Genomic DNA, 20,120 nt, shown 5'->3' with positions numbered 1-20,120 from the left:
TTAAATGCCATAAGCTGACAAAATTTGTCTTGACTATTGTAGTTAATTTTTAGTTAAATCTGCCTACTTTAAAAATACATAAAGTAAAAACCAGAAAATAAACGGTTAAAACTTTAGACAAATACTTAATAATAGAGGTTGTTTTGAAGACAAATATTCTCTTATGGGCAGGCTTAATGCTGTCTAGTTTATCTATGAGTGCATTTGCGAGTAATTCAGATATTGATATTTCTCGGAGTTGCATCAAGAAAAATCCCTTAGTTTCTGGTGAAAATGACCCTGTTTTATTAAAAACATATAGCCAAATCTGCGATAAAAAAAATGCAGATAATAAAAATGGTTATTTGGTTCAAGCGGCACAACGGTTTCAGCAAATTGGCCGAAGTGAAAAAGCTTTAGCATTGGTACAGCAACTTGAAGCTGAAAAAGTACAGGGCAATACCTTGACTGATGTTAAGTTCCTCGCGGCGACTGATATTGCAAATGATGCGTTAAAACAAATGCGTCAGAAAGAAATGCGCTATCTTAGCTCGGACATTACTTATCCTGCTGCAAATGAACTCATTCGATCAATTGATTCAGCAAAACCAGCCTCAGTTTTATTAGAAACTGCCTTAAATACGGCTGAAAAGAATCAATCAACGTCGAAATCATCGAAAACAAAATCAGCAAAATCAGCAAAAGTCACAACAGCTGCAAAAACTAAGGCTAAAACCAAATCCGCAGCGACAACAACCAATAAGGCTAAGACAAGTACAACGACGGTTAAAGTAAATACAACCAATAGTAATGCGAATAGCAGCAGTAACCCTTTTGCGGGTTTATAAAAATTTAAAATACAAGGCTTTAAATCATGGCTAAACGAGAAAGCGTGCAAAAAAAATTGCAACGTATCCGTCCCCCGCGTGTCCAACTTACTTATGACGTGGAAGTGGGTGAGGGGAAAGAAATTAAAGAGCTCCCTTTTGTAGTGGGTGTTTTAGGGGACTTCTCTGCTGCTTCGGAGCAGGAAAAAACCAAACTCAAAGATAAAAAGTTTGTGAACGTCGATTTAGAAAATATTGATGAAGTCATGGAATCGCTTTCACCACGCGCGACTTTTCAGGTGCCAAATACGCTTTCAGAAACGGGGGGGCGCTTTGGGGTCGATTTAACCTTTAAATCAATGGATGACTTTAGACCAGAAAACATTGCACAGCAAATTGAACCACTGCGTAAATTGGTTGAGGCACGTGAGCGTTTAACAGATTTGCGTAACAAAATATCGAATAGTGAACGTTTAGAAGATTTGTTAGATGATGTTTTAAAAAATACCGAACAAGTCCGTCAGCTTAGTCAAGAAGTAGGAGCGGACAATGAATAACATGCAATCGGCACTTGCTGTACAAGATAACTCTGCTGAATTGACTTTACTTGATTCTATTGTTGAACAAAGTCGCATCGCTCGAAATGATGAAGAGCATGATCGTGCGAAAAGTCTCATTGCTGAATTAGCTAAAGAAGTGATGGCTGGAACGATTACGGTTTCAGACAATATGTCGATGTCGATTGATAAGCGGATTGCCGAAATTGATGATTTAATTTCTAAACAATTAAGCCAAATTATGCATCATGCCGAGTTTCAGAAAATTGAATCGACATGGCGCGGATTATATTACTTCTGTCAAGAATCACCTTCAAATCCGCTCATTAAAATTCGGGTATTAAACACCACAAAAAAAGAGTTGATTAAAGATTTTCAAAGTGCGACAGATTTTGATCAAAGTACCTTATTTAAGAAAATTTATGAAGAAGAATATGGCTCCTTTGGTGGAGCGCCGTATGCAACTTTAATTGGTGATTTTGAATTTGATCGTACTCCAGCAGATATGTATTTGTTAGAGCAAATCTCACATGTTGCTGCGGCATCTCATGCTCCGTTTATCTCTGCTGCCAGTGCCAATATGTTAGGTCTGGAATCGTTTACCGATATTGACCGACCACGAGATGTATCAAAAATTTTTGAAACCGCTGAATATGTGCAGTGGCGTTCATTCCGTGAAAGTGATGACGCCCGTTATGTGGCATTAACCATGCCACGTGTTTTAGGGCGTTTACCCTATGATCCAAAGCAAGGCATGCAAACCGAAGGCTTTAATTTTGTAGAAGAGGTTTCGGGTCAAAACCACGATGAATATTTATGGATGAATGCTGCTTATGCATTTGGTACACGTTTAACCAATGCTTTTGATATGCATGGTTGGTGTGCGGCAATTCGTGGTGTAGAAGGAGGGGGATTGGTTGAAGGTTTACCAGTACATACCTTTAAAACCAACGATGGCGAAGTCGCATTTAAATGTCCAACTGAAATCGCGATTACAGACCGCCGCGAAAAAGAGTTGAGTGACCTTGGTTTTATTCCATTGGTTCATTGTAAGAATACGGATTATGCCGCATTTTTTGGTGCGCAATCAGCGCAAAAGCCAAAGAAATATGACAGCGATACTGCAAATGCAAATTCTGCATTATCGAGCCAGATTCAATACATTATGGCAGTTTCTCGCATTGCACATTATTTAAAAGCCATGATGCGTGACAAAGTGGGTAGTTTTGCATCAGCAGGTAATGTCGAAGCCTTTTTAAATGAATGGTTAGCAAAATATGTGCTCTTGGATGATGGAGCTTCTCAAGAGGCAAAAGCCCAATTTCCATTAAGAGAGGCTTCCGTGAAAGTTGTAGAAAATCCAGCAGAGCCTGGTCACTACAAGTCTGTGGTTTTTTTAAGACCACATTTCCAGCTGGACGAGTTGTCCGTATCTTTGCGGCTCGTCACTGAGTTGCCTCAGTCTTCTAATTAAATTAAGAACAGCTCAATAATTAAGAACTTTATAATATAGGATAATTTCATGAAAGATATATACGTCGAATTTCGAGGTAAATACAAAGTTGATGGTGAGTCTCGTGACTCAGAGCACAAGGGTTGGTTAGAAGTAAACTCTTGGTCGCACAATATTCGTCAGCCCAAGTCCGCAACTTCATCTAGCGTGGGTGGTCACACCGCTGAGCGCGTTGAGCATGCAGATATGCAGTTTGTAAAAGACCTTGATGCAACTAGCCCGAAACTATGGGAAGCATGTTCAGCAGGTTACACTTTTGATGAAGTGCAAATTGATTTTTACCGTGCCAATGGCGATAAGCGTATTAAATATCTTCAAATTAAATTGAAGCATGTTCTCGTTTCAAGTGTAGCGCCGATTGTCAATGAAGAAGGTGTGCCAACTGAAACTTTCGGCTTGAAATATGCTGCTGTTGAGTGGACCTATAATCAACAGGATATTAATGGTACTGCGAAAGGTGCAGTGACCAAGAAATGGTCATTGTCGAATAACACAGCATCTTATGCTGCATAACTGAACTCAGATCAATACATAGAGGATAACCATCGTTGTCCTCTATTTTTGAATGCAGAATAAATTGACTTAGATAATGAGCATGAGTTTAGAACAGTTACATCCCTACGGTTTTCAGTCCACGCTGTTTGATCGCTTACTTCCTGAAACTGAAAGTATAAGAGGACTTTCAATTCAAGAATTAAGACAGTCAGTCGCTCACGATCTTGAAGATTTACTCAATAGCCGTATGGCAAAATTAGATCATCTTATTGATGCTTATCCATTGTCTAAACAATCGATAGTGCAATTTGGCATTATTGATTTTGTTGGACTTTCTACAGCAAACCCGCTCGATCGCGATAAAATTTGTCAGTCCATAGAGCAATCAATTTCTGCACATGAACCGCGCTTAAAACAAGTCAAAGTGGACATGCTTTTAGATGGTCACAATATGGGAGCATTGTGTTTAACCATTCAGGCTTATTTAAATATTCATCCTTTATATGAGCCTGTCGTTTTTGATGCGTTGTTAAAACCAACGACGCAACAATATGTTATTTCTGCGCAATCTTAAGGGACAAGGACAACGCTGTGATTGAAGAACTTTTACCTTATTACGAAAAGCAGTTGCAAGAATTTGCACTACAGTCGAGAGAGTTTTCGAAAAAGTATCCTAAAATTGCGCAACGGTTATCACTGAATCAAGAGCAAATTGATGACCCACACATTGAGCGACTGATCCAAGCTTTTTCTTTAATTGCAGCAAGAATTGATAAAAAATTAGAAGACAGTTATGACGTGTTTACACGGTCATTATTTGAGGTGATGTTTCCTCAATATTTAAGACATTTTCCTGCTTGTACTGTGGTGAGTTTTGAAGATATTGAAAAGCAAAAGAAGCTAACAGAAGTCACAATTATTCCAGAAAAAACTACACTGAAATCACGAAGTGTAAAAGGCGTACAGTGTGAGTTTAAAACGAGCTTGGCTGTTCGGCTATTACCGATACAACTTAAATCCCTAGAATTTCAGACCAATCAAAGCTCGCATTTGCATTTGAACCAAAATGCCACTTTGGTGTTTTTTTTTGAAGCGTTTAATGGAGCTGAAACATGGTTAGACAATGAAGTTATCCCAATATATTTAGATGCAATTTCTAATTTTCCTTTGCAGTTTTTAGATGCAGTTTTTAAATCTGAAACCAGTTTTAGCTTGAAATCAGGTCAGCATACTTTGGCAATTGAGAATCCATTTGAAGTGATGGGCTTTGCTGAAAATGAAAGCCTATTGCCTCTTGATCAGCATACTCATCATGCTTATCGGCTTTTAATGGAGTATTTTTGCTTTTCAGAAAAATTCAACTATCTTAAATTGAATTTAAAGGGGCTAAAAAAATTTACACAGCGAAATAGCCAATTTGAATTACATGTGCATTTAAAACTCAATTTGACTGACCCTGCAATTGTTCATAATTATTCAGCTTTGAATATTGCAAATTTCAAGTTATTTAGTAGCCCTGCCGTTAATCTATTTGAGAAAAAGGCTGAGCCACAGAAGATTGATCATAAAAAATTAGAATATCCAATTTTAACGGATGCGCATCACCCTGAATTTTATCGTGTTTATTCAATTCTTAATATGCAAATGATGAGAGAAAAACATGAACAGGATGCTGTGACTTACCCGATCACACCATTTTTTGCCATGAGTCATACGCATAAAGAGGATGCACGATATTTTTATGCATTGAGTCAAAAACAGTATCAACATAAAAACATTGAATTGGGTTATTCCATTATCTCTCGGCATTTGAATCCTCATGAAATCAAGTCTGATTTTATTAGTATAAACTTACTGTGCTCGAATGGTAATTTGCCTTACGAGAGCATGAGTTTGAGTCAGCATACTTTAAATATGAATGGTACAGGCTTGGTTCGGCGTGCACAGGTCTTAAAACGACCTACCCCATGTTATGTCTTTAATGGAAATAAAGAAGAGCAGTGGCGACTGATTTCACACTTGTCTTTGAATTTGATGACATTAATGCAAGAAAATGCAGTACCTCATATTCAAGAATTACTGGTTTTATATAATTTATCAAATGCCAAAGAAAATCATCTATTGATTGATGCCATTCAGGGCATTGAATTTGAATCAATGCACAAAATGATGAATATCAAGCCATTCCCAGCTTTTGTCCGCGGTATAAAAGTCAAAGTATCAATCAAAGCGGAAGTTTTTCGGGGGCATAGTTTATATATTTTTAGCCAGTTATTGAGCTATGTATTCAACTTAAAAGTACAAATGAATAGTTTTGTTGATTTGACTATTTTTGATCATCAATCAGAACAGGAGTTATACCAATGCGTTCAGAACGTTGGTGGCAAGAAGCTTCTGTAATTGATGGTCTGTTTCATACACCCACGGCTTATGAGTTTGTCCAAACGACTCGGCTGTTACGGCATGATCCGATTTTTAATCAAGTTCAACATTGGGCTGATCGTTTTAGTTTTGAGAGTTCAATTCAGCTCAACTTTCCTATTTCAGAGATTGAGTCCTTAAATTTAGCAGAAGATAAAATTGAACTCAAAAACTTGATGGTGGGATTGCTCGGGATACAAGGGGCATTACCCTATAGCTATACGCAGAAAATTAAGTTATCACCGCGCAAGCAACGTGATGAAGTACAGAAGTTTATTGGACTTTTTAATCATAAGTTGACTGCTCAGTTTGTCGATTCCAGTCTGGTATATAACTTACCTGTTCGTTACGAAATTGATCAGAATAATCACTATTTAACAATTTTACATGCATTAAATGGTTTTGTACGGCAGCAACATCAGCCTTCCGAATTGGAAGATTTTTTTGCTGAGTTTTCAGGATTAATGCAAGGACAGAATAATAATGTCCATGCCTTGAAAACGATGTTGCATTGTGTGTTTAAGCAAAAGATCGAAATTAAAGAATTTATTGTGGAAACCTTTGAGCTTAATGATGTTCAGAAAACCAGTTTGGGTGGTTTGGCTAAAAATGCTTTGGGTTTAAATACTTTTTGTGGTGAAAAAGTCCGTCAGGTGGATGGAAAAATTGAAGTTCAAATTGGACCTTTAACTTACCCACATTATTTAGATTATTTGCCAGGGAAAGGTTTAAGCGAACAACTTAGAAAGATTTTCAAGAGTTGGTGTGATCCGACACTGCATGTCGATGTTCGTTTAATTTTGAAAAATACAGAAAAAAAAGCAGTTCAAATTGGTACAAATCAATCATTGGGTTTGGGGCAGGGAACCTTCTTAATGCCGACATTGACAGAAGATCATAACGAATTTTGTTATGCGTTAATACGAGAGATCTAAAATGCTTAAAATTATATTCAGTACAGTTTTAAGTATCTTTATTTTAAGTTCTACGCTGATTATTTATTACTGGCGCGATGCTAAATTTGAACCGACAGCACAAGATTTATTGCTTTATTTTGTGTTGCTGCCTTTTTTGATTTCATTGGTAGTACTCAGTCCTTATCTCATATGGAAGCTATACCAATTTATACAAAATAAGCAGAGAGATTCAAAACTGATTGAAGCTCATCCATCCTCTGAAAGTGAAAACACACAAAATCAGCTCAATCCTGAATATCTACGTTTAAATGTTTATGCAACTTCGCTGCAATCGGCTTTGGGGCAAAACCAAGAAGTGTTCGCAAAAATGGCTGAGATGCCTGCACCTGCATTGGATTCCAAACTTGTGAATCAGATGGGTAACCCAATTTTATCTTACCGAATGCCTGATCCTGTTGATGAGTCTTTAGACCATGAAATAGATCGCCCTGAGATAAGCGAAATTCAACAACGCATACAGGCATTGATGCAGGCAGAACTTAATGAAAATTGTGCACCCTTATTGAGTATTGTAGAGCATTTAAAAAATTCAGCGATGTTTTATGATCAGCAACTTGCTTATGAATATCGTATGCATCCTGCTTGGATTCGCTCCGACTATCAGGAAGATGAAGAAGAACAGACAGTGGTTATGGATATTCCGCGCCTCAATATGTTGAATATTCATGTCGTACTTTCCGATTACTTATTGCATGTTTGGAATGAACAATCGAGTGATGCATTGATTGAAGAGTATTTACAGAGTTTAGGGCTGTTAGTGCAACAAATAAACGTGCATTACCATTATTGGGGCACCGAAAATGCCTATGCGGAATGGATTGAACTACTTAAAGCCATTCAGCATCAAAAGGATGAAATTTCATATATCACTGTGGTTGATTCAGCCATAGATCAGGACATTATTGATGAACATCTATGGACAATTGATCAATATATTCCTGCTGAGTTCATTGGCAGTTGTTGTATTGCAGCCGAATCAGTACAAGTGTCTGAATTATCCAAAGTCAAGGTGATCGAACTGGTTGAAAATGAAACCAATGTAATGAACTTTATTAGAAAATTAGGCATTGAAAAATTAGAACAATATGCCAACGAAACTCCGTTTTTTGTGGTGCCAGACAATATTGCTCAAATCAAAGTTGCTCAACAAATAGCAACCCATATTGCTTCATCAAACATACAGTCGTATCACTGCTTATATAGTCATTACAGTTTAGGACATACGCAAAGTTTGGCTAAGATTTTCGGATTTCTTCTTGGGCTTCAAGCACCCGAATCTATGCATAGTTTTATGTTCAGTCTGGATGCTCCACACACACATGTGATATTTCAGTCTGAAGAATTACTATCAGAATTAAATACTTAAGAATATTAAAATTGACGAGATAACAATGTATACAATTTTAGGCTACTTGTGGCAGTACATTACCAATCCAAAAGCAATGATTGCACTTTCCCTATTGGTTGCTCTGATATCTTCCTTTAATGTTGTGCCACGGCATATCTTTATGATGCTGTGCATTGCCTATCTTTTAGGTTTGATTGGTTATGGTGTTTATTGGTGGATTCAACGTCGAAAACATGAACAGCAAGGTGAACAACTTGCAGAAGCAATTGGTAAGGAAACTGAATCTGAGTACAGTCAAACTCAAAATAATGAAGAATTAAGACTGATTCAACAGCAGATGAAAGAATCCATTCAACTGATTCGTAAATCAAAGTTAGGGGATAAAAAAGGTAATGCTGCTTTATATGAACTGCCTTGGTATATGGTCATTGGTAACCCAGCAGCAGGTAAAAGTTCGGCGATTTATAATTCTGGCTTGAAGTTCCCATTTGAAGAATCCCATCAAAAAGTGGTGTCTGCGGGGCTAAGTGGAACCCGAAACTGTGATTGGTTTTTCTCCACAGATGGTGTTTTATTAGATACAGCAGGTCGTTATTCTGTGTATGCAGAGGACCATGGTGAATGGCTTGGTTTTTTAAAACTATTGAAAAAAAATCGACCGAAAGCACCAGTGAATGGCTTAATTGTGGTGGTTAGTATTGCCGAACTGATTAGTCAGAGTCCTGAGAAATCATTAAAACTGGCCAAAAATTTAAGAGCACGTATTCAAGACTTAACAGAGCGATTAGAAGTATTTGCACCAGTTTATGTGGTGTTTACGAAAATGGATTTGATCGCGGGTTTTACCGAGTTTTTTGAATGTTATGAAGGACAGGAATTCGATCAAGTGTGGGGGGCAACACTTCCGTATCATGCAGACTCTTCGCCCAATGCGTCAGACTTATTTGAGCAACATTATAATACGCTGTTTGATGGCTTAAAAAGCGTGAGCACCACGCATTTAAGTCGTCGCCATGCACAAAATATTTCACCTGGGGTAATGACATTTCCGCTTGAGTTTAAAACATTAAAACCAGCGGTAAAGACCTTTATTGCCGCATTGTTTGAAGACAATCCTTATCAATTTAAACCTGTATTTCGTGGCTTCTATTTTACCAGTGCATTACAGGAGGGCATCATTGAAAGCCCGATGACGGAGCAAATTGCACAAGAATTTGATCTGAACTTGCTGCATTCTGGAGATTCGTCGAAAAAACCCAATGCACAAAATCATGGTTATTTCTTAAAAGGCTTATTTTCAAATGTGATTTTGAAAGATAAGAATTTAGTAAAGCAACATATCAACCCTTTGCGTAAACGCCAACGTTACTTGGGCTTTATGGTGGGTCTGATGACTGTCGCTATGGTACTTGGCGTATGGGTTTGGTCTTATCGTAATAACCAGCAATTGATTCTCGATGTGCAAGCAGATCTTAACAAAGTCCAGCAGTTGGAAAAAACATCTGAAACGGATTTGGCGACACAATTAGAAGCTCTTTTAATTCTACAAAATCGATTGCAGCAATTAGATACCTTTGATCAAGATCATCCTTTCAAATTTTCATTTGGTTTATATCAAGGCGATGAATTAGGTGAGAAGCTTCAAGGTGAGTATCTGAAAGGTGTTCGGCAGATTGTACTCGAACCTTCGCAACAGAATATCGAACAATATTTGCAAAGGGTTAAAAGCAATGAAGCAACGTTGAAGGCGAATCATGTCAATGTACAAATTCAGCAATTGGCAGCCAATAAAAATCAACAGTACTTCGAACCGTCTGATACCAATCCTCAAGATGCTTATAATGCTTTAAAGGCGTATATCATGCTGAGTAATCCACAGTATATGGATGCAAGTCATCTCAGTGATCAGGTGACAAAATTCTGGCGTTCTTGGTTATTGGCAAATCGTGGAGCCATGCCGCAAAGTGAGTTGACGCAAAAAGCAGAGCAAGTCTTAACTTATGCAATGTCTTTAGCAAATCAAAAACAGTTCCCTGTATTAGAAGCAGATACCCAATTGGTGGATCAAACTCGTCAGGTGATGGTGGCTGTAGTGCGTGGTATGCCAGCACGAGACCGAGTTTATAATGAAATTAAAATGCGGGCATCAGTTCGTTTTTCTGCACTGACTGTTGGCCAGATTGTCGGGGAAAGTAACAAGACCACATTAATGGGAGGCTACGCGCTGCCCGGCGTATTCACTTATAAGGCGTGGGATGATTACGTTGCTCAAGCGATTGAAGATGCCGCAAATAAACCGACTGATACAAAAGATTGGGTGCTGAATACGACTCAGTCGGATGATTTAACTTTTACTGGAAGTCCAGATCAAATTCGAAAACAACTTACGCAGCTGTATAAGCAGGAATATATTGCAGAATGGAAAAAGTTCCTGAATGCCGTACATTATGCGAAAGGAACAGATTTTAAAAGTGATGCTCGTATTGTCGAAATCTTAGGTGAACCGCAAAACTCACCAATCAGAATATTGATCGAACGTGTGACTAAGGAAACCAGTTGGGATAACCCTGTTGTACAAGCAGAGTTGGCAGCACCACAAACAGGTTTTGTCGCATGGTTTAAGCGTACGGTATTAAGACAAAATAACGAAGATGCTGTGAAGAAAGCCATCAATCAGGCTCAAGGGCCAATATCCCAAGAGTTTGTATTTTTCTACCAATTGGTACGTAAGCGCGATGATCAGCAAAATCAGTCACTTTTGGATGAGTATTTAAACAATCTTTCTCAGGTGCGTAGTAAGTTTAATGATTTAAAAAATGCGGGTGATATTGGTCCAAGCGCGTTAACCGTTGTTAAACAAACCATTAATGAACAAACTTCAGTCTTTAATACCACGCAGAAAATTGTCGATGAAAAGTTAATGGTTGGGCTGAATGCGACAGATCAGCAGGTGTTACAACGTCTATTGGTAAGCCCATTAACCCAAGCTTTTAATGCGTTATTGCCACCTGCACAAAATGAACTGAATAAATTATGGGTGATGCAGGCCTATCAACCTTTTAGTCAGACCTTGGGGCAAAAATACCCATTTAATCAGGGCGCGACGATACAAGCGACCAGTGCAGAAATTGCACAGATTTTTGGTGAAACAGGCAGTATTGCTCGTTTTGTTAAAGAAAGTCTTGATCCTTTGGTCATTCGTCGCGGATATATGCTGTCATCCAAAACATGGAAGGATTTAGGTATTGGTCTAAATCCGCAGTTTGTAATGAATTTTCAAAGTTATGTTGCGCCAGCGAATGGCGTAGCGACAGGTGATTTAAATCAAACAGCGCCAGCTGCTGCAGCGAGTCAATCGAATTTCCAATTCTATCCATTACCGAATCCCCAATTGCTGTCTTATAGCATCGATATTGATGGTCAAAGAATGGTGTATGAAAATGGAATACAGCAGTGGGTGAATTTTATTTGGCCAAATCAAAGTGCAATTCCTGGGGTCAGAATTACTGCCGTCGACTTGGCAGGGCAAACCCATACAATTTTTGAGGCACCAGGTGAATATGGAATTAACCGACTGATTGATTCTGCACAAAGAAAACAACAAAACGGTAGTTTTGAAATGACTTGGTCAAGCCCGAAAGATCCATCACTTTTTGTGAAGCTAAATTTCCGCCTGATTAGTGGTAATAGTGGCAGTAATGTTGGCGCTGGTCGAGGTTATGCAGGATTACAACTGGTTGATAAAGTGGTTATGGACAAAGCTGTACGGGTTGTTGCTGCACAGGTTGCACCGACTCAAGTCAATATAAAAGCAGAACCTCAAAATTTGACGTCTACTTCACAAGTTTTATCAGGAGTAAAACCACAATGATACGACGCTTGAGAAGGAGTGAGGGAGAGACTCAATGCAAATAAGTAAAACGGCATCATTTTATTTTGGCAAGAGTCCAGCACGTGGCGACTTCTTAAAAAGTAAGGGGCAGTCTAACGTGATTCAAATGATTGATCGCTGGATGACGGAAGCATTGGAGTTGGCGATGCAAAAACCTGATTTCGAAAAGGCATATCAAACTTTACCGAGCTTAGACTTTTTCATTGCGAATCCAATGGAATCACCGCTGTTACTTGCCAACTTAGAAGCCAGTGAAGATGCTTCGGGGCGAAAGTTTCCAATGGTGTTGTGCCATTTACTTGAAGTTCCTAAGCCAATACAGAATTTGTCTTATGCACCAGTTGTGTATAAACCTTTGTTAATTGATTTATTTCAAACCAATAAAAAGCTACAAGCGATTCAGGAACCCGATCAATTATTAGAACAATTATCCAATTTTGGTCGTGACAAGCTGTACTGTAATCTTAATCTCAGTCTAGATTTCTTTGACAATCAGACCATGTATTCATTTGCCAGTTTAATGAAAATGAATAGTTATCAGCTGGCTCAAAGTATGATTGGCTTAGGATTATTATTGCAGCCTATTCTTAGTTTTGGTGTTGCCAATTTAAATAAAGTCTTGATTCTACCCATACATAATGCACGTTATCGTTATGAAATCGCGGCATTCTGGGTCAATTTAATTTATTTATTCATTGGCAGCCAAAATACAGAGGTCTTGATTGGACTGCTTCATGCTGAAGAGCCTATTTTACTTTTTGGTTTTCAAGGTGCTGATATTTCAGCACTCAGTGATATTTTTATGCAGAATTTTACCACTGAACGCTGGGTTTCGCTGATTCATGCAGAATGGATAGACAGCTATTTAGAACAAAATGCAGGTTTAGCTGTATTGGAACAAGCTTTGTGTGAACGGCAATTGAGCCTCAATCAAGGTATTAAATTTTTTAAACAAACATTTATTCGTGGCTAATATAAAAATGAATCTTAAAAATAGAATGATTTGCAAAAATATCATCTTGGCATGTGGGTTTTTGTCTAGTGCATTACTTTATGCGCAGCCTGTTATTGTTGAAGGTGTGGTTGCTAATCAAACCAGTAAACAGGCAATTTTACAGAAATTGTATGCTGTTTACGGGCAGGATCAGGTTATTGATAAAATCCAGATAAGACCTGTCGCCACACCGCAAAATTGGGATGATACTGTGGCACGGGTGATTACTACGGATTTAAAAAAAATCACAGCTGGTAAGTTAACCGTAAAAGGAACACAAGTTGAATTAACAGGAAAATTGATGAATCCAACAGAAATTCAACCAGTTACATCTATGTTCCAATCCCTTGTACTACCACCTTATCGGGTAAATACGAGTTTTTCGATTAATCAATCCGAACAAAAAATCGTAGATGATGCCTTGAAAGACCGAATTGTTGAATTTGAATCAGGGAGTGCAATTTTAACTGCTACAGGAACAAAAATTCTGGATGAGATGGCTGTGGCATTAAATAAAGTACGTGATAAGAACGTCAAAATTATTGGTCATACTGACAGTTCAGGTGATGCTAAAAAGAATGTGGCATTGAGCTTGGCTCGTGCAGAAGCCGTTAAAATGTACTTGATTCAAAAAGAAATTATTGCAGGACGTTTAAGTACTGCTGGATTGGGTTCAGAGAAACCTGTCGCGGATAATGCTTCCATTGAAGGGCGTAAAAAAAATCGCAGAATTGAGTTTGAAGTATTGTAATTGGCTATAAGGGGACAGGCTATGGCGATGCCTTATATAACAGTTGGATGTCCAACAACAGGTGGCGGAAAAGTCATTTCTGGCAATTCTAGTTTCTTGGTCGAGGGAATTGCTGTTGCTTGTATCGGAGATAAAGCAACTTGCCCTTTACATAAAGTGGTCGCGACTATTGTGTCAGGGAATATGCATATGTTGGTCATGGGCAAAGCCGTTGCACGGGTCAACGATGCTTTATCTTGTGGTTGCAAGTTATTACCCAAGCAGAATTTGGTGCAAGGTGCGAATTAAACAATCAAGTAAATATTGATAGTTCATGATGATTTGCTGTCATATAAGCAGTGATGGTATGACATCTCTTTGGAGTAAGCGAGGATAATGCAAAGCATGTAATTTTAAACTGCGTGTCTAGTATGATCTGTCCGATTGGGGTAGGGCTTTGATTAAATGATATTGGTGAGTCTTGGTCATAAATACCTTGTCGCATCATCTGACTATTGCTACATTCACATGAACTTTATAGGGTTAAGTCGGAGATTATGTCACATCGTTTCGCCACTACGATTGGGCTGTGTGCCATTTTGTTCTGGGCTTCCATTGTCGGGTTATTAAGACAAGTCACGGATGGATTTGGTCCAATTTTGGGTGTCTGTTTAATTTACAGCTTAAGTTCTATTATTTTACTGATCTTATTTAAACCACCAAAACTGCATTTATTCCCTAAATCTTATCTGATTCTTGGCTCTATTTTGTTTGTGGCTTATGAGTTATGCCTATCACTTTCTTTAGCATTTGCTCAAAACAATCAACAAGCCGTTGAAGTGAGTATTCTGAATTATTTGTGGCCAAGCTTGACAGTATTGCTTTTAATTTTAACCAAAGAGCAAAAGTTCCATCCTTTAGTGATTGTGGGAATGCTACTGACTTTATTTGGCATTATTCAAGTTCAAATTGGAAGTGGCGAGTTTAGTGTAAACCAGATTATACAGAATATTACGCTTAACCCCATCAGCTATGCTTTAGCATTTTTTGGAGCTTTTATTTGGGCAGCGTATTGCATCCTCACGAAGAAAATTGGCAATGGTCAGAATGCAATTGCTCTATTTTTTTGTTTAACAGCTTTTGCATTATGGCTTAAATATCTTTGGATAGGTGATTTTGAAATCCCTGATCTTCACGTGCAAAGTTTTATTTATTTGGCTGTTAGTGCTACTGCATTTGGATTGGGTTATGCAGCTTGGAACATTGGAATCTTGCATGGCAATATTCAATTACTGACAGCCGCATCTTATTTCACACCGATTATTTCCTCATTGATTGCTATGCTGTTGCTTGATTTAGAGCTGTCATGGTCATTTTGGCAAGGTGCTACTTTGGTCACTTTAGGTTCATTTTTATGTTGGTGGTCTACACGGACTAGGTCGTAAAAATGGGAGATGTCAGCAGATTCTATTCAGTTTATCAGCAATTGTTATGCAAAATTATTTCGGGAAAATGAAAGCTGCAATTAAGGGGACACCCCATTCTTTGGCACTCCCCGTCGTATCATCCGTCCAGTAACGCACACCATTAACAACATTGATCAACTGCCCATTTAAGTTCACAATTTTTGTTGCCATTAAATTGATTGGTACGGTTGCATCCTCACTCTTCCAGTCGTAAGTGGCTTCACTATTGAGTGCAATGGTCAAACTGCTTGGATAGGTATCACTGACGAAAGGTTGTAAGAATGTACTGCTGCCACCTTCATATAGTCCTTATGTTCGACCACCCAGATAGGATTGGCCAACGCCCCAAAGGTCCAACCATTTATTTGTTTAAGTACAACCGCGATTGGTCCGAGTCCCCCATTGATCCCGCACCTAAGATTTTTTCAGACGCGCTTGGTAATAACATTGCAGGTTCAATACCTCCAATAATTCTACATAGACCAGATTCAGCTGGAGAGAAGAATAGGCTTTGAACGATATCCCCAGTGCTCCAGTCATCATATAGCGCGATCACCATAAGTTTGATAAACCACGAGAAGACCAGCACGTGAAATTAGATTCCAAACCTCATTTAAACTGATTGGAATGGCAGGCTGAATATTGAGTTGGTAGCGTTCAATATTCTCATCGGCACCAATATTCTCATCATGATTTAACTGAAAAGGTACGCCAACCATATTGGCTACTGGATTAGAACGTTATTTTGCTAAATCAGCAGTATCGGCAGCATGGATCTGGCTGATTGCAGCAAATAGAGAACAAAACCCTAAAAACAAACTTTTTTCATATTCTACCTCTGGTTAACCTGCCTATATTTTTATCTTCTCACGAGGTATTAAGTGGGGTTAGATGAAGAACGCAGTATTAATTTGTTGTTGACTTAAATATTAAAAGGATCCTTTTTTGATAACGGCAAAGTATGTTAGGAGAGTGTTGTAGTTATATAGATCTGAATTGATCACAGTTTGTTAGATTGTTGATCAAAAAATAGAAACTGCCTATAAAACGTGACTGATTTTTACTAGAGATTAAGCATGTTCTCTATCTCTAATGAGGTTGGGGGATTTTTGGTGCACCTAGTGAGTCCGAGCAAGGGGAGTCCTGAGTAGCAATAAAGTGGTGCATCTTTTGAGATATAAGCGCAGTTTTAAATGGTCGGATGAATGATGTGTACTGCTCGATAAGCTCAAAAGCATGAGTTTTTATTGTTACATTGATAGCGTTTTATATTTTTTATAAGCATTTCTGATGAAAAAATCTGTGGTTGATAAATAAAAAAGACATAAGTGTTAAAAAATGCGCTAAAAAATGCACTGGATTATGTCATTTGTATTTAAATGCACTATTTTGGTTCCTTTTGTGGTTTGGTTAATTTCTTAATAATGAAAATGATTGAATATGGTGCATTTCATTTTTCAAACAGTATAATAGGGTGGAAGCAAAGTTTATAAATCTTGTATTCTGATAAATAATTCAATGTTTTAGCTTTGTTTTTTAAAAGTTGGTATGAGAATTGCTTTATAACTGCCAACTACTAACACGCACTCCACAGGTGCAACAAAAAATCATCGGAGCAAAATGAGCATGGCGAACAAGGTCCTTCAACTCATCCAAGAAAGTGGCGCAAAATGGGTCGATTTCCGCTTTACTGATACTAAAGGTAAGGAACAGCACGTAACTTACCCAGCAGATACAATTGATGAAGATACTTTTGAAGACGGTAAAATGTTTGACGGTTCTTCAATTGCTGGTTGGAAAGGTATCGAAGCGTCTGACATGATTTTACGCCCAGATGCTGCAACTGGTTTTATCGACCCGTTCTTCGCTGAGCCTACAGTAGTTGTTACTTGTGATGTCATCGAGCCATCAACTGGTCAAGGTTATGACCGTGACCCACGTTCTATTGCTCGCCGTGCAGAAGAATACCTAAAATCTACAGGTATTGGTGATACTGCATTCTTTGGTCCAGAACCAGAATTTTTTGTATTTGACGAAGTGAAGTGGGAAATCGATATGTCTGGCGCGCGCCATACATTAATCGCTGAAGAAGCTGCTTGGTCAACAAACAAAGACTACGAAGGCGGAAACTCTGGTCACCGTCCACGTGTTAAAGGTGGTTACTTCCCAGTTCCTCCAGTTGATTCTTCACACGACATGCGTGCAGAAATGTGTGCAAAAATTGAAGACATCATGGGCCCAGGTCGTGTAGAAGTACATCACCACGAAGTTGCATCTTGCCAATTAGAAATTGGTGTGAGCTTCAACACCATGGTTCGTAAAGCGGACGAAGTACAACAGTTTAAATATGCTGTTTGGAACGTTGCGCACCAATATGCAAAAACTGCAACTTTCATGCCTAAGCCAATGGTTGGCGATAACGGTTCTGGTATGCACGTTCACATGTCAATCTCTAAAGATGGCAAGAACTTGTTTGCTGGTGATGAATACGCTGGTCTTTCAGAAATGGCGCTTTACTTCATCGGTGGTGTGATCAAGCATGCTCGTGCATTGAACGCAATTACAAACCCTTCTACAAACTCGTACAAGCGTTTAGTTCCACACTTCGAAGCTCCGATTATGTTGGCTTACTCAGCACGTAACCGTTCTGCTTCTATCCGTATTCCTTATGTTTCTAGCCCTAAAGGCAAGCGTATTGAAGCACGTTTCCCAGATCCAATGATGAACCCGTACTTAGGTTTCGCAGCATTGCTCATGGCGGGTATCGACGGTATTCAAAACAAGATTCACCCAGGTGAAGCTGCTGACAAGAACTTGTATGACCTTCCTCCAGAAGAAGAAGCAAAAATCCCTACAGTTGCTCATAGCCTAGATATGGCCCTTGAAGCACTTCAAGCGGATAACGAATTCTTATTGAAAGGTGGCGTATTCACTAAAGAAATGCTTGATGCGTACATCGAACTTAAAACTGAAGAAGTTCGTCGTTTAAATACGACAACTCACCCAGTTGAATTCGATATGTACTACAGCTTGTAATTCTGAACTGAATTCCACTGTAAAAAACCCGCGCTCGTCGCGGGTTTTTTTTGTATTATCTGTTTTATTTAAAAAATAGATCAGCTTTATGGCACAACGTAAGAAACATACCAGTTTTTATCCGTGGATTGATCCCAAAGACCATGACAAAGGTTTTAAACTGAATTTTTCAATGGTGACCTATATTGAAGTTGGGCGTACGCCAGAAGGTTATAAACAGGCAGAGTTTGTTGCCCTGAAAAGCCCAGAATTGGCACTCGATTATGATTATCCCCAAAGTTTTTTTCTGAGTGCTGAAGGGTTCATATTGGTGAAAACGCCACAAGGAAAGTTTGAAGTCATTGCAAAAACAGATAATTGTTAATAATTGATCTTTAAATTGAATCAATAACATTCTTTATAAACTCTAAAAGGGTTTGAACGTAAAGTAGATCAATTAAACAGGTAAGGTTATGCAGCAGCAGATTCCAACTGAACTGAAAACATGGTTGTATGCTTCAGGTTCATTGACGCAGCAGCTCACGGATTTGGCGGGTGGAAAATTTAGGGTACAACCTATTAAAGAACATTTTCAGCGCCTGCATTTTATTGATGCGAAATGGATGAGAATGTCACATCAGCATACCTCATGGGTTAGAGAAAGTTTTTTATACGGCAATGATACGCAGCCTTGGGTTAAAGCGAAAAGCATTTTTCCGATTCTAAGTTTGCAAGGTCGAGCACGGCTTTTTAAACATATTGGCACAAAACCTATAGGCTGGTTTTTGTTCCAGCGTACCAATCCAGCCTGTGAACGCCGTGTGATTTGGTTAGAAGATGGTTGGACACGCCAAAGTTGTTATACTTGGCACGGTTGTAAATTTATTGTGCAAGAAACGTTCTTACCTGCATTCGAGCAGTATCTACGCAAAACCAAATTATGAAATTGTTAAAGGATTTTCATGGCTACGGTGCAACATATTACTTGGCGTGAACGCTTAGAAGCTTATTATTATTTATGTCGTTTTGATAAACCCATAGGTACCGAATTGGTCTTTTGGCCAACCATGTGGGCTTTATGGATTGCGAATAAAGGCATGCCAAGTTTAGGAATTTTAATTCCAATGATTTTGGGCACTATTTTTATGCGTGCTGCAGGTTGTGCGATTAATGATTTCGCAGATCGCAAAGTCGATGCTCATGTAGAGCGAACCAAAAATAGGCCTTTGGCAACAGGGGTGATTAGTGCAAAAGAAGCGGTTTATGTTTTTTTAATCCTGGTTTTTGCCAGTGCCTGTATGCTGTTTTTTTTACCGATAGAAACTTTTTATTGTTCATTCGGTGCATTATTTCTGGCTTTTATCTATCCTTTTATGAAGCGTTATACCCATCTGCCACAGGTATTTTTGGGAGCTGCATTTTCGTGGTCTATTCCTATGGCCTATACTGCAGTGGGTGAATCTTTGGGATTAACCTGTTGGTTATTATATTTTGGTAATTTAGCTTGGACGGTTGCCTATGATACGCAATATGCCATTACTGACCGGGAATATGATTTAAAAATTGGGGTGAAATCAACCGCGATTTTATTTGGACGTTACGATATTCAAATTATTGGTGCGTTGCAGATATTAAGTCTGATTTTAATTGCGACTGCTTTATTTCTAGAACAATTATTGATGCCATTTGGCGTGCTTGCATTAGTTTTAGTTGCTGGTGATTTTATTTATCAAGCAGTTAAAACCAAAGATCGTGATCCTCAGATTTGTTTTTGGGCATTCCGTCACAATCGTTGGGTAGGATTAGTAATTTTTATGGGAATTTTTTTAGAATTAACAATTTAAAATGACCATATGGTTAAAGAGTGTCCTATACAGGGCACTTTTTTTGTGCCTTAATCATCCTG

At 38.5% G+C, this 20,120-nt stretch carries 20 protein-coding genes; 17 read left to right on the top strand and 3 right to left on the bottom strand.

Annotated features, from left to right (window positions below; translation table 11 throughout):
* Positions 1–143 precede the first annotated feature (143 nt).
* The 13 genes from E0H94_RS13695 to yddG all read left to right on the top strand — a co-directional run bounded on the left by E0H94_RS13695 (position 144) and on the right by yddG (position 15,178).
* Positions 144–827, top strand: a complete 684-nt coding sequence (locus E0H94_RS13695; RefSeq protein WP_131327030.1) for a hypothetical protein — start codon at positions 144–146, stop codon at positions 825–827.
* Positions 828–853: 26 nt separating this feature from the next.
* Positions 854–1,363, top strand: a complete 510-nt coding sequence (tssB, locus tag E0H94_RS13690; protein ID WP_131327029.1) for a type VI secretion system contractile sheath small subunit — start codon at positions 854–856, stop codon at positions 1,361–1,363.
* The gene (gene tssC, locus E0H94_RS13685) at positions 1,356–2,837 is read left to right on the top strand and encodes a type VI secretion system contractile sheath large subunit (protein ID WP_131327028.1); all 1,482 of its coding nucleotides are present in this window, start codon (positions 1,356–1,358) and stop codon (positions 2,835–2,837) included. The genes tssB and tssC overlap by 8 nt, the downstream gene beginning before the upstream one ends.
* 48 nt (positions 2,838–2,885) lie before the next feature.
* On the top strand, positions 2,886–3,389 hold the full coding sequence (locus E0H94_RS13680) for an Hcp family type VI secretion system effector (RefSeq protein ID WP_131327027.1): 504 nt from the start codon (positions 2,886–2,888) through the stop codon (positions 3,387–3,389).
* Between the two features lie 82 nt (positions 3,390–3,471).
* Positions 3,472–3,945 carry a type VI secretion system baseplate subunit TssE gene (gene tssE, locus E0H94_RS13675; RefSeq protein ID WP_131327026.1) on the top strand — a complete coding sequence of 158 codons (474 nt, stop codon included), beginning with the start codon at positions 3,472–3,474 and terminating at the stop codon, positions 3,943–3,945.
* Positions 3,946–3,962: 17 nt separating this feature from the next.
* Entirely contained in the window at positions 3,963–5,771 is a 1,809-nt protein-coding gene (gene tssF, locus E0H94_RS13670) for a type VI secretion system baseplate subunit TssF (protein ID WP_131327025.1), read from the top strand.
* Positions 5,735–6,727: a type VI secretion system baseplate subunit TssG gene (gene tssG, locus E0H94_RS13665; protein WP_131327024.1), complete on the top strand. Its 993-nt coding sequence runs from the start codon at positions 5,735–5,737 to the stop codon at positions 6,725–6,727. The genes tssF and tssG overlap by 37 nt, the downstream gene beginning before the upstream one ends.
* A 1-nt stretch (position 6,728) precedes the next feature.
* The gene (locus tag E0H94_RS13660; protein WP_131327023.1) at positions 6,729–8,135 is read left to right on the top strand and encodes a hypothetical protein; all 1,407 of its coding nucleotides are present in this window, start codon (positions 6,729–6,731) and stop codon (positions 8,133–8,135) included.
* Positions 8,136–8,160: 25 nt separating this feature from the next.
* Positions 8,161–11,988: a type VI secretion system membrane subunit TssM gene (gene tssM, locus E0H94_RS13655; RefSeq protein ID WP_131327022.1), complete on the top strand. Its 3,828-nt coding sequence runs from the start codon at positions 8,161–8,163 to the stop codon at positions 11,986–11,988.
* Positions 11,989–12,022: 34 nt separating this feature from the next.
* Positions 12,023–12,982: a type VI secretion system-associated protein TagF gene (tagF, locus tag E0H94_RS13650; protein WP_131327021.1), complete on the top strand. Its 960-nt coding sequence runs from the start codon at positions 12,023–12,025 to the stop codon at positions 12,980–12,982.
* 25 nt (positions 12,983–13,007) lie between these two features.
* On the top strand, positions 13,008–13,754 hold the full coding sequence (locus tag E0H94_RS13645) for an OmpA family protein (protein ID WP_413773019.1): 747 nt from the start codon (positions 13,008–13,010) through the stop codon (positions 13,752–13,754).
* Positions 13,755–13,775: 21 nt separating this feature from the next.
* Entirely contained in the window at positions 13,776–14,042 is a 267-nt protein-coding gene (locus E0H94_RS13640; protein WP_131327019.1) for a PAAR domain-containing protein, read from the top strand.
* A 248-nt stretch (positions 14,043–14,290) separates the two neighbouring features.
* The gene (yddG, locus tag E0H94_RS13635) at positions 14,291–15,178 is read left to right on the top strand and encodes an aromatic amino acid DMT transporter YddG (protein WP_131327018.1); all 888 of its coding nucleotides are present in this window, start codon (positions 14,291–14,293) and stop codon (positions 15,176–15,178) included.
* A gap of 54 nt (positions 15,179–15,232) precedes the next feature.
* Here the strand turns inward: yddG and E0H94_RS18740 are convergent, their stop codons facing one another.
* From E0H94_RS18740 to E0H94_RS18730, 3 genes are all read right to left on the bottom strand, one after another.
* Complete coding sequence (locus tag E0H94_RS18740) at positions 15,233–15,442, bottom strand: hypothetical protein (protein ID WP_227548636.1); 210 nt, start codon at positions 15,440–15,442, stop codon at positions 15,233–15,235.
* 118 nt (positions 15,443–15,560) lie between these two features.
* Positions 15,561–15,758: a hypothetical protein gene (locus E0H94_RS18735; protein ID WP_227548635.1), complete on the bottom strand. Its 198-nt coding sequence runs from the start codon at positions 15,756–15,758 to the stop codon at positions 15,561–15,563.
* Entirely contained in the window at positions 15,739–15,918 is a 180-nt protein-coding gene (locus E0H94_RS18730) for a hypothetical protein (RefSeq protein WP_227548634.1), read from the bottom strand. The genes E0H94_RS18735 and E0H94_RS18730 overlap by 20 nt, the downstream gene beginning before the upstream one ends.
* A 901-nt stretch (positions 15,919–16,819) precedes the next feature.
* On the opposite strand from E0H94_RS18730, the gene glnA reads away from it, so the two are divergent.
* The 4 genes from glnA to ubiA all read left to right on the top strand — a co-directional run bounded on the left by glnA (position 16,820) and on the right by ubiA (position 20,058).
* The gene (gene glnA / locus E0H94_RS13625; protein ID WP_171462080.1) at positions 16,820–18,235 is read left to right on the top strand and encodes a type I glutamate--ammonia ligase; all 1,416 of its coding nucleotides are present in this window, start codon (positions 16,820–16,822) and stop codon (positions 18,233–18,235) included.
* Between the two features lie 88 nt (positions 18,236–18,323).
* Positions 18,324–18,599 carry a hypothetical protein gene (locus tag E0H94_RS13620; protein WP_016165895.1) on the top strand — a complete coding sequence of 92 codons (276 nt, stop codon included), beginning with the start codon at positions 18,324–18,326 and terminating at the stop codon, positions 18,597–18,599.
* A gap of 88 nt (positions 18,600–18,687) precedes the next feature.
* Positions 18,688–19,158, top strand: coding sequence for a chorismate--pyruvate lyase family protein (locus E0H94_RS13615; protein WP_131327016.1), 471 nt, complete (start codon positions 18,688–18,690; stop codon positions 19,156–19,158).
* An 18-nt stretch (positions 19,159–19,176) separates the two neighbouring features.
* Positions 19,177–20,058 (top strand): 4-hydroxybenzoate octaprenyltransferase, encoded by an 882-nt coding sequence (gene ubiA, locus E0H94_RS13610; RefSeq protein ID WP_131327015.1) that lies wholly within the window; start codon positions 19,177–19,179, stop codon positions 20,056–20,058.
* Positions 20,059–20,120: the final 62 nt, after the last annotated feature.

Origin of the sequence: Acinetobacter sp. ANC 4173 (genome assembly GCF_004331255.1) — a bacterium.
Lineage (GTDB): Bacteria > Pseudomonadota > Gammaproteobacteria > Pseudomonadales > Moraxellaceae > Acinetobacter.
This window is presented reverse-complemented; position numbering and strand designations above follow the sequence as displayed.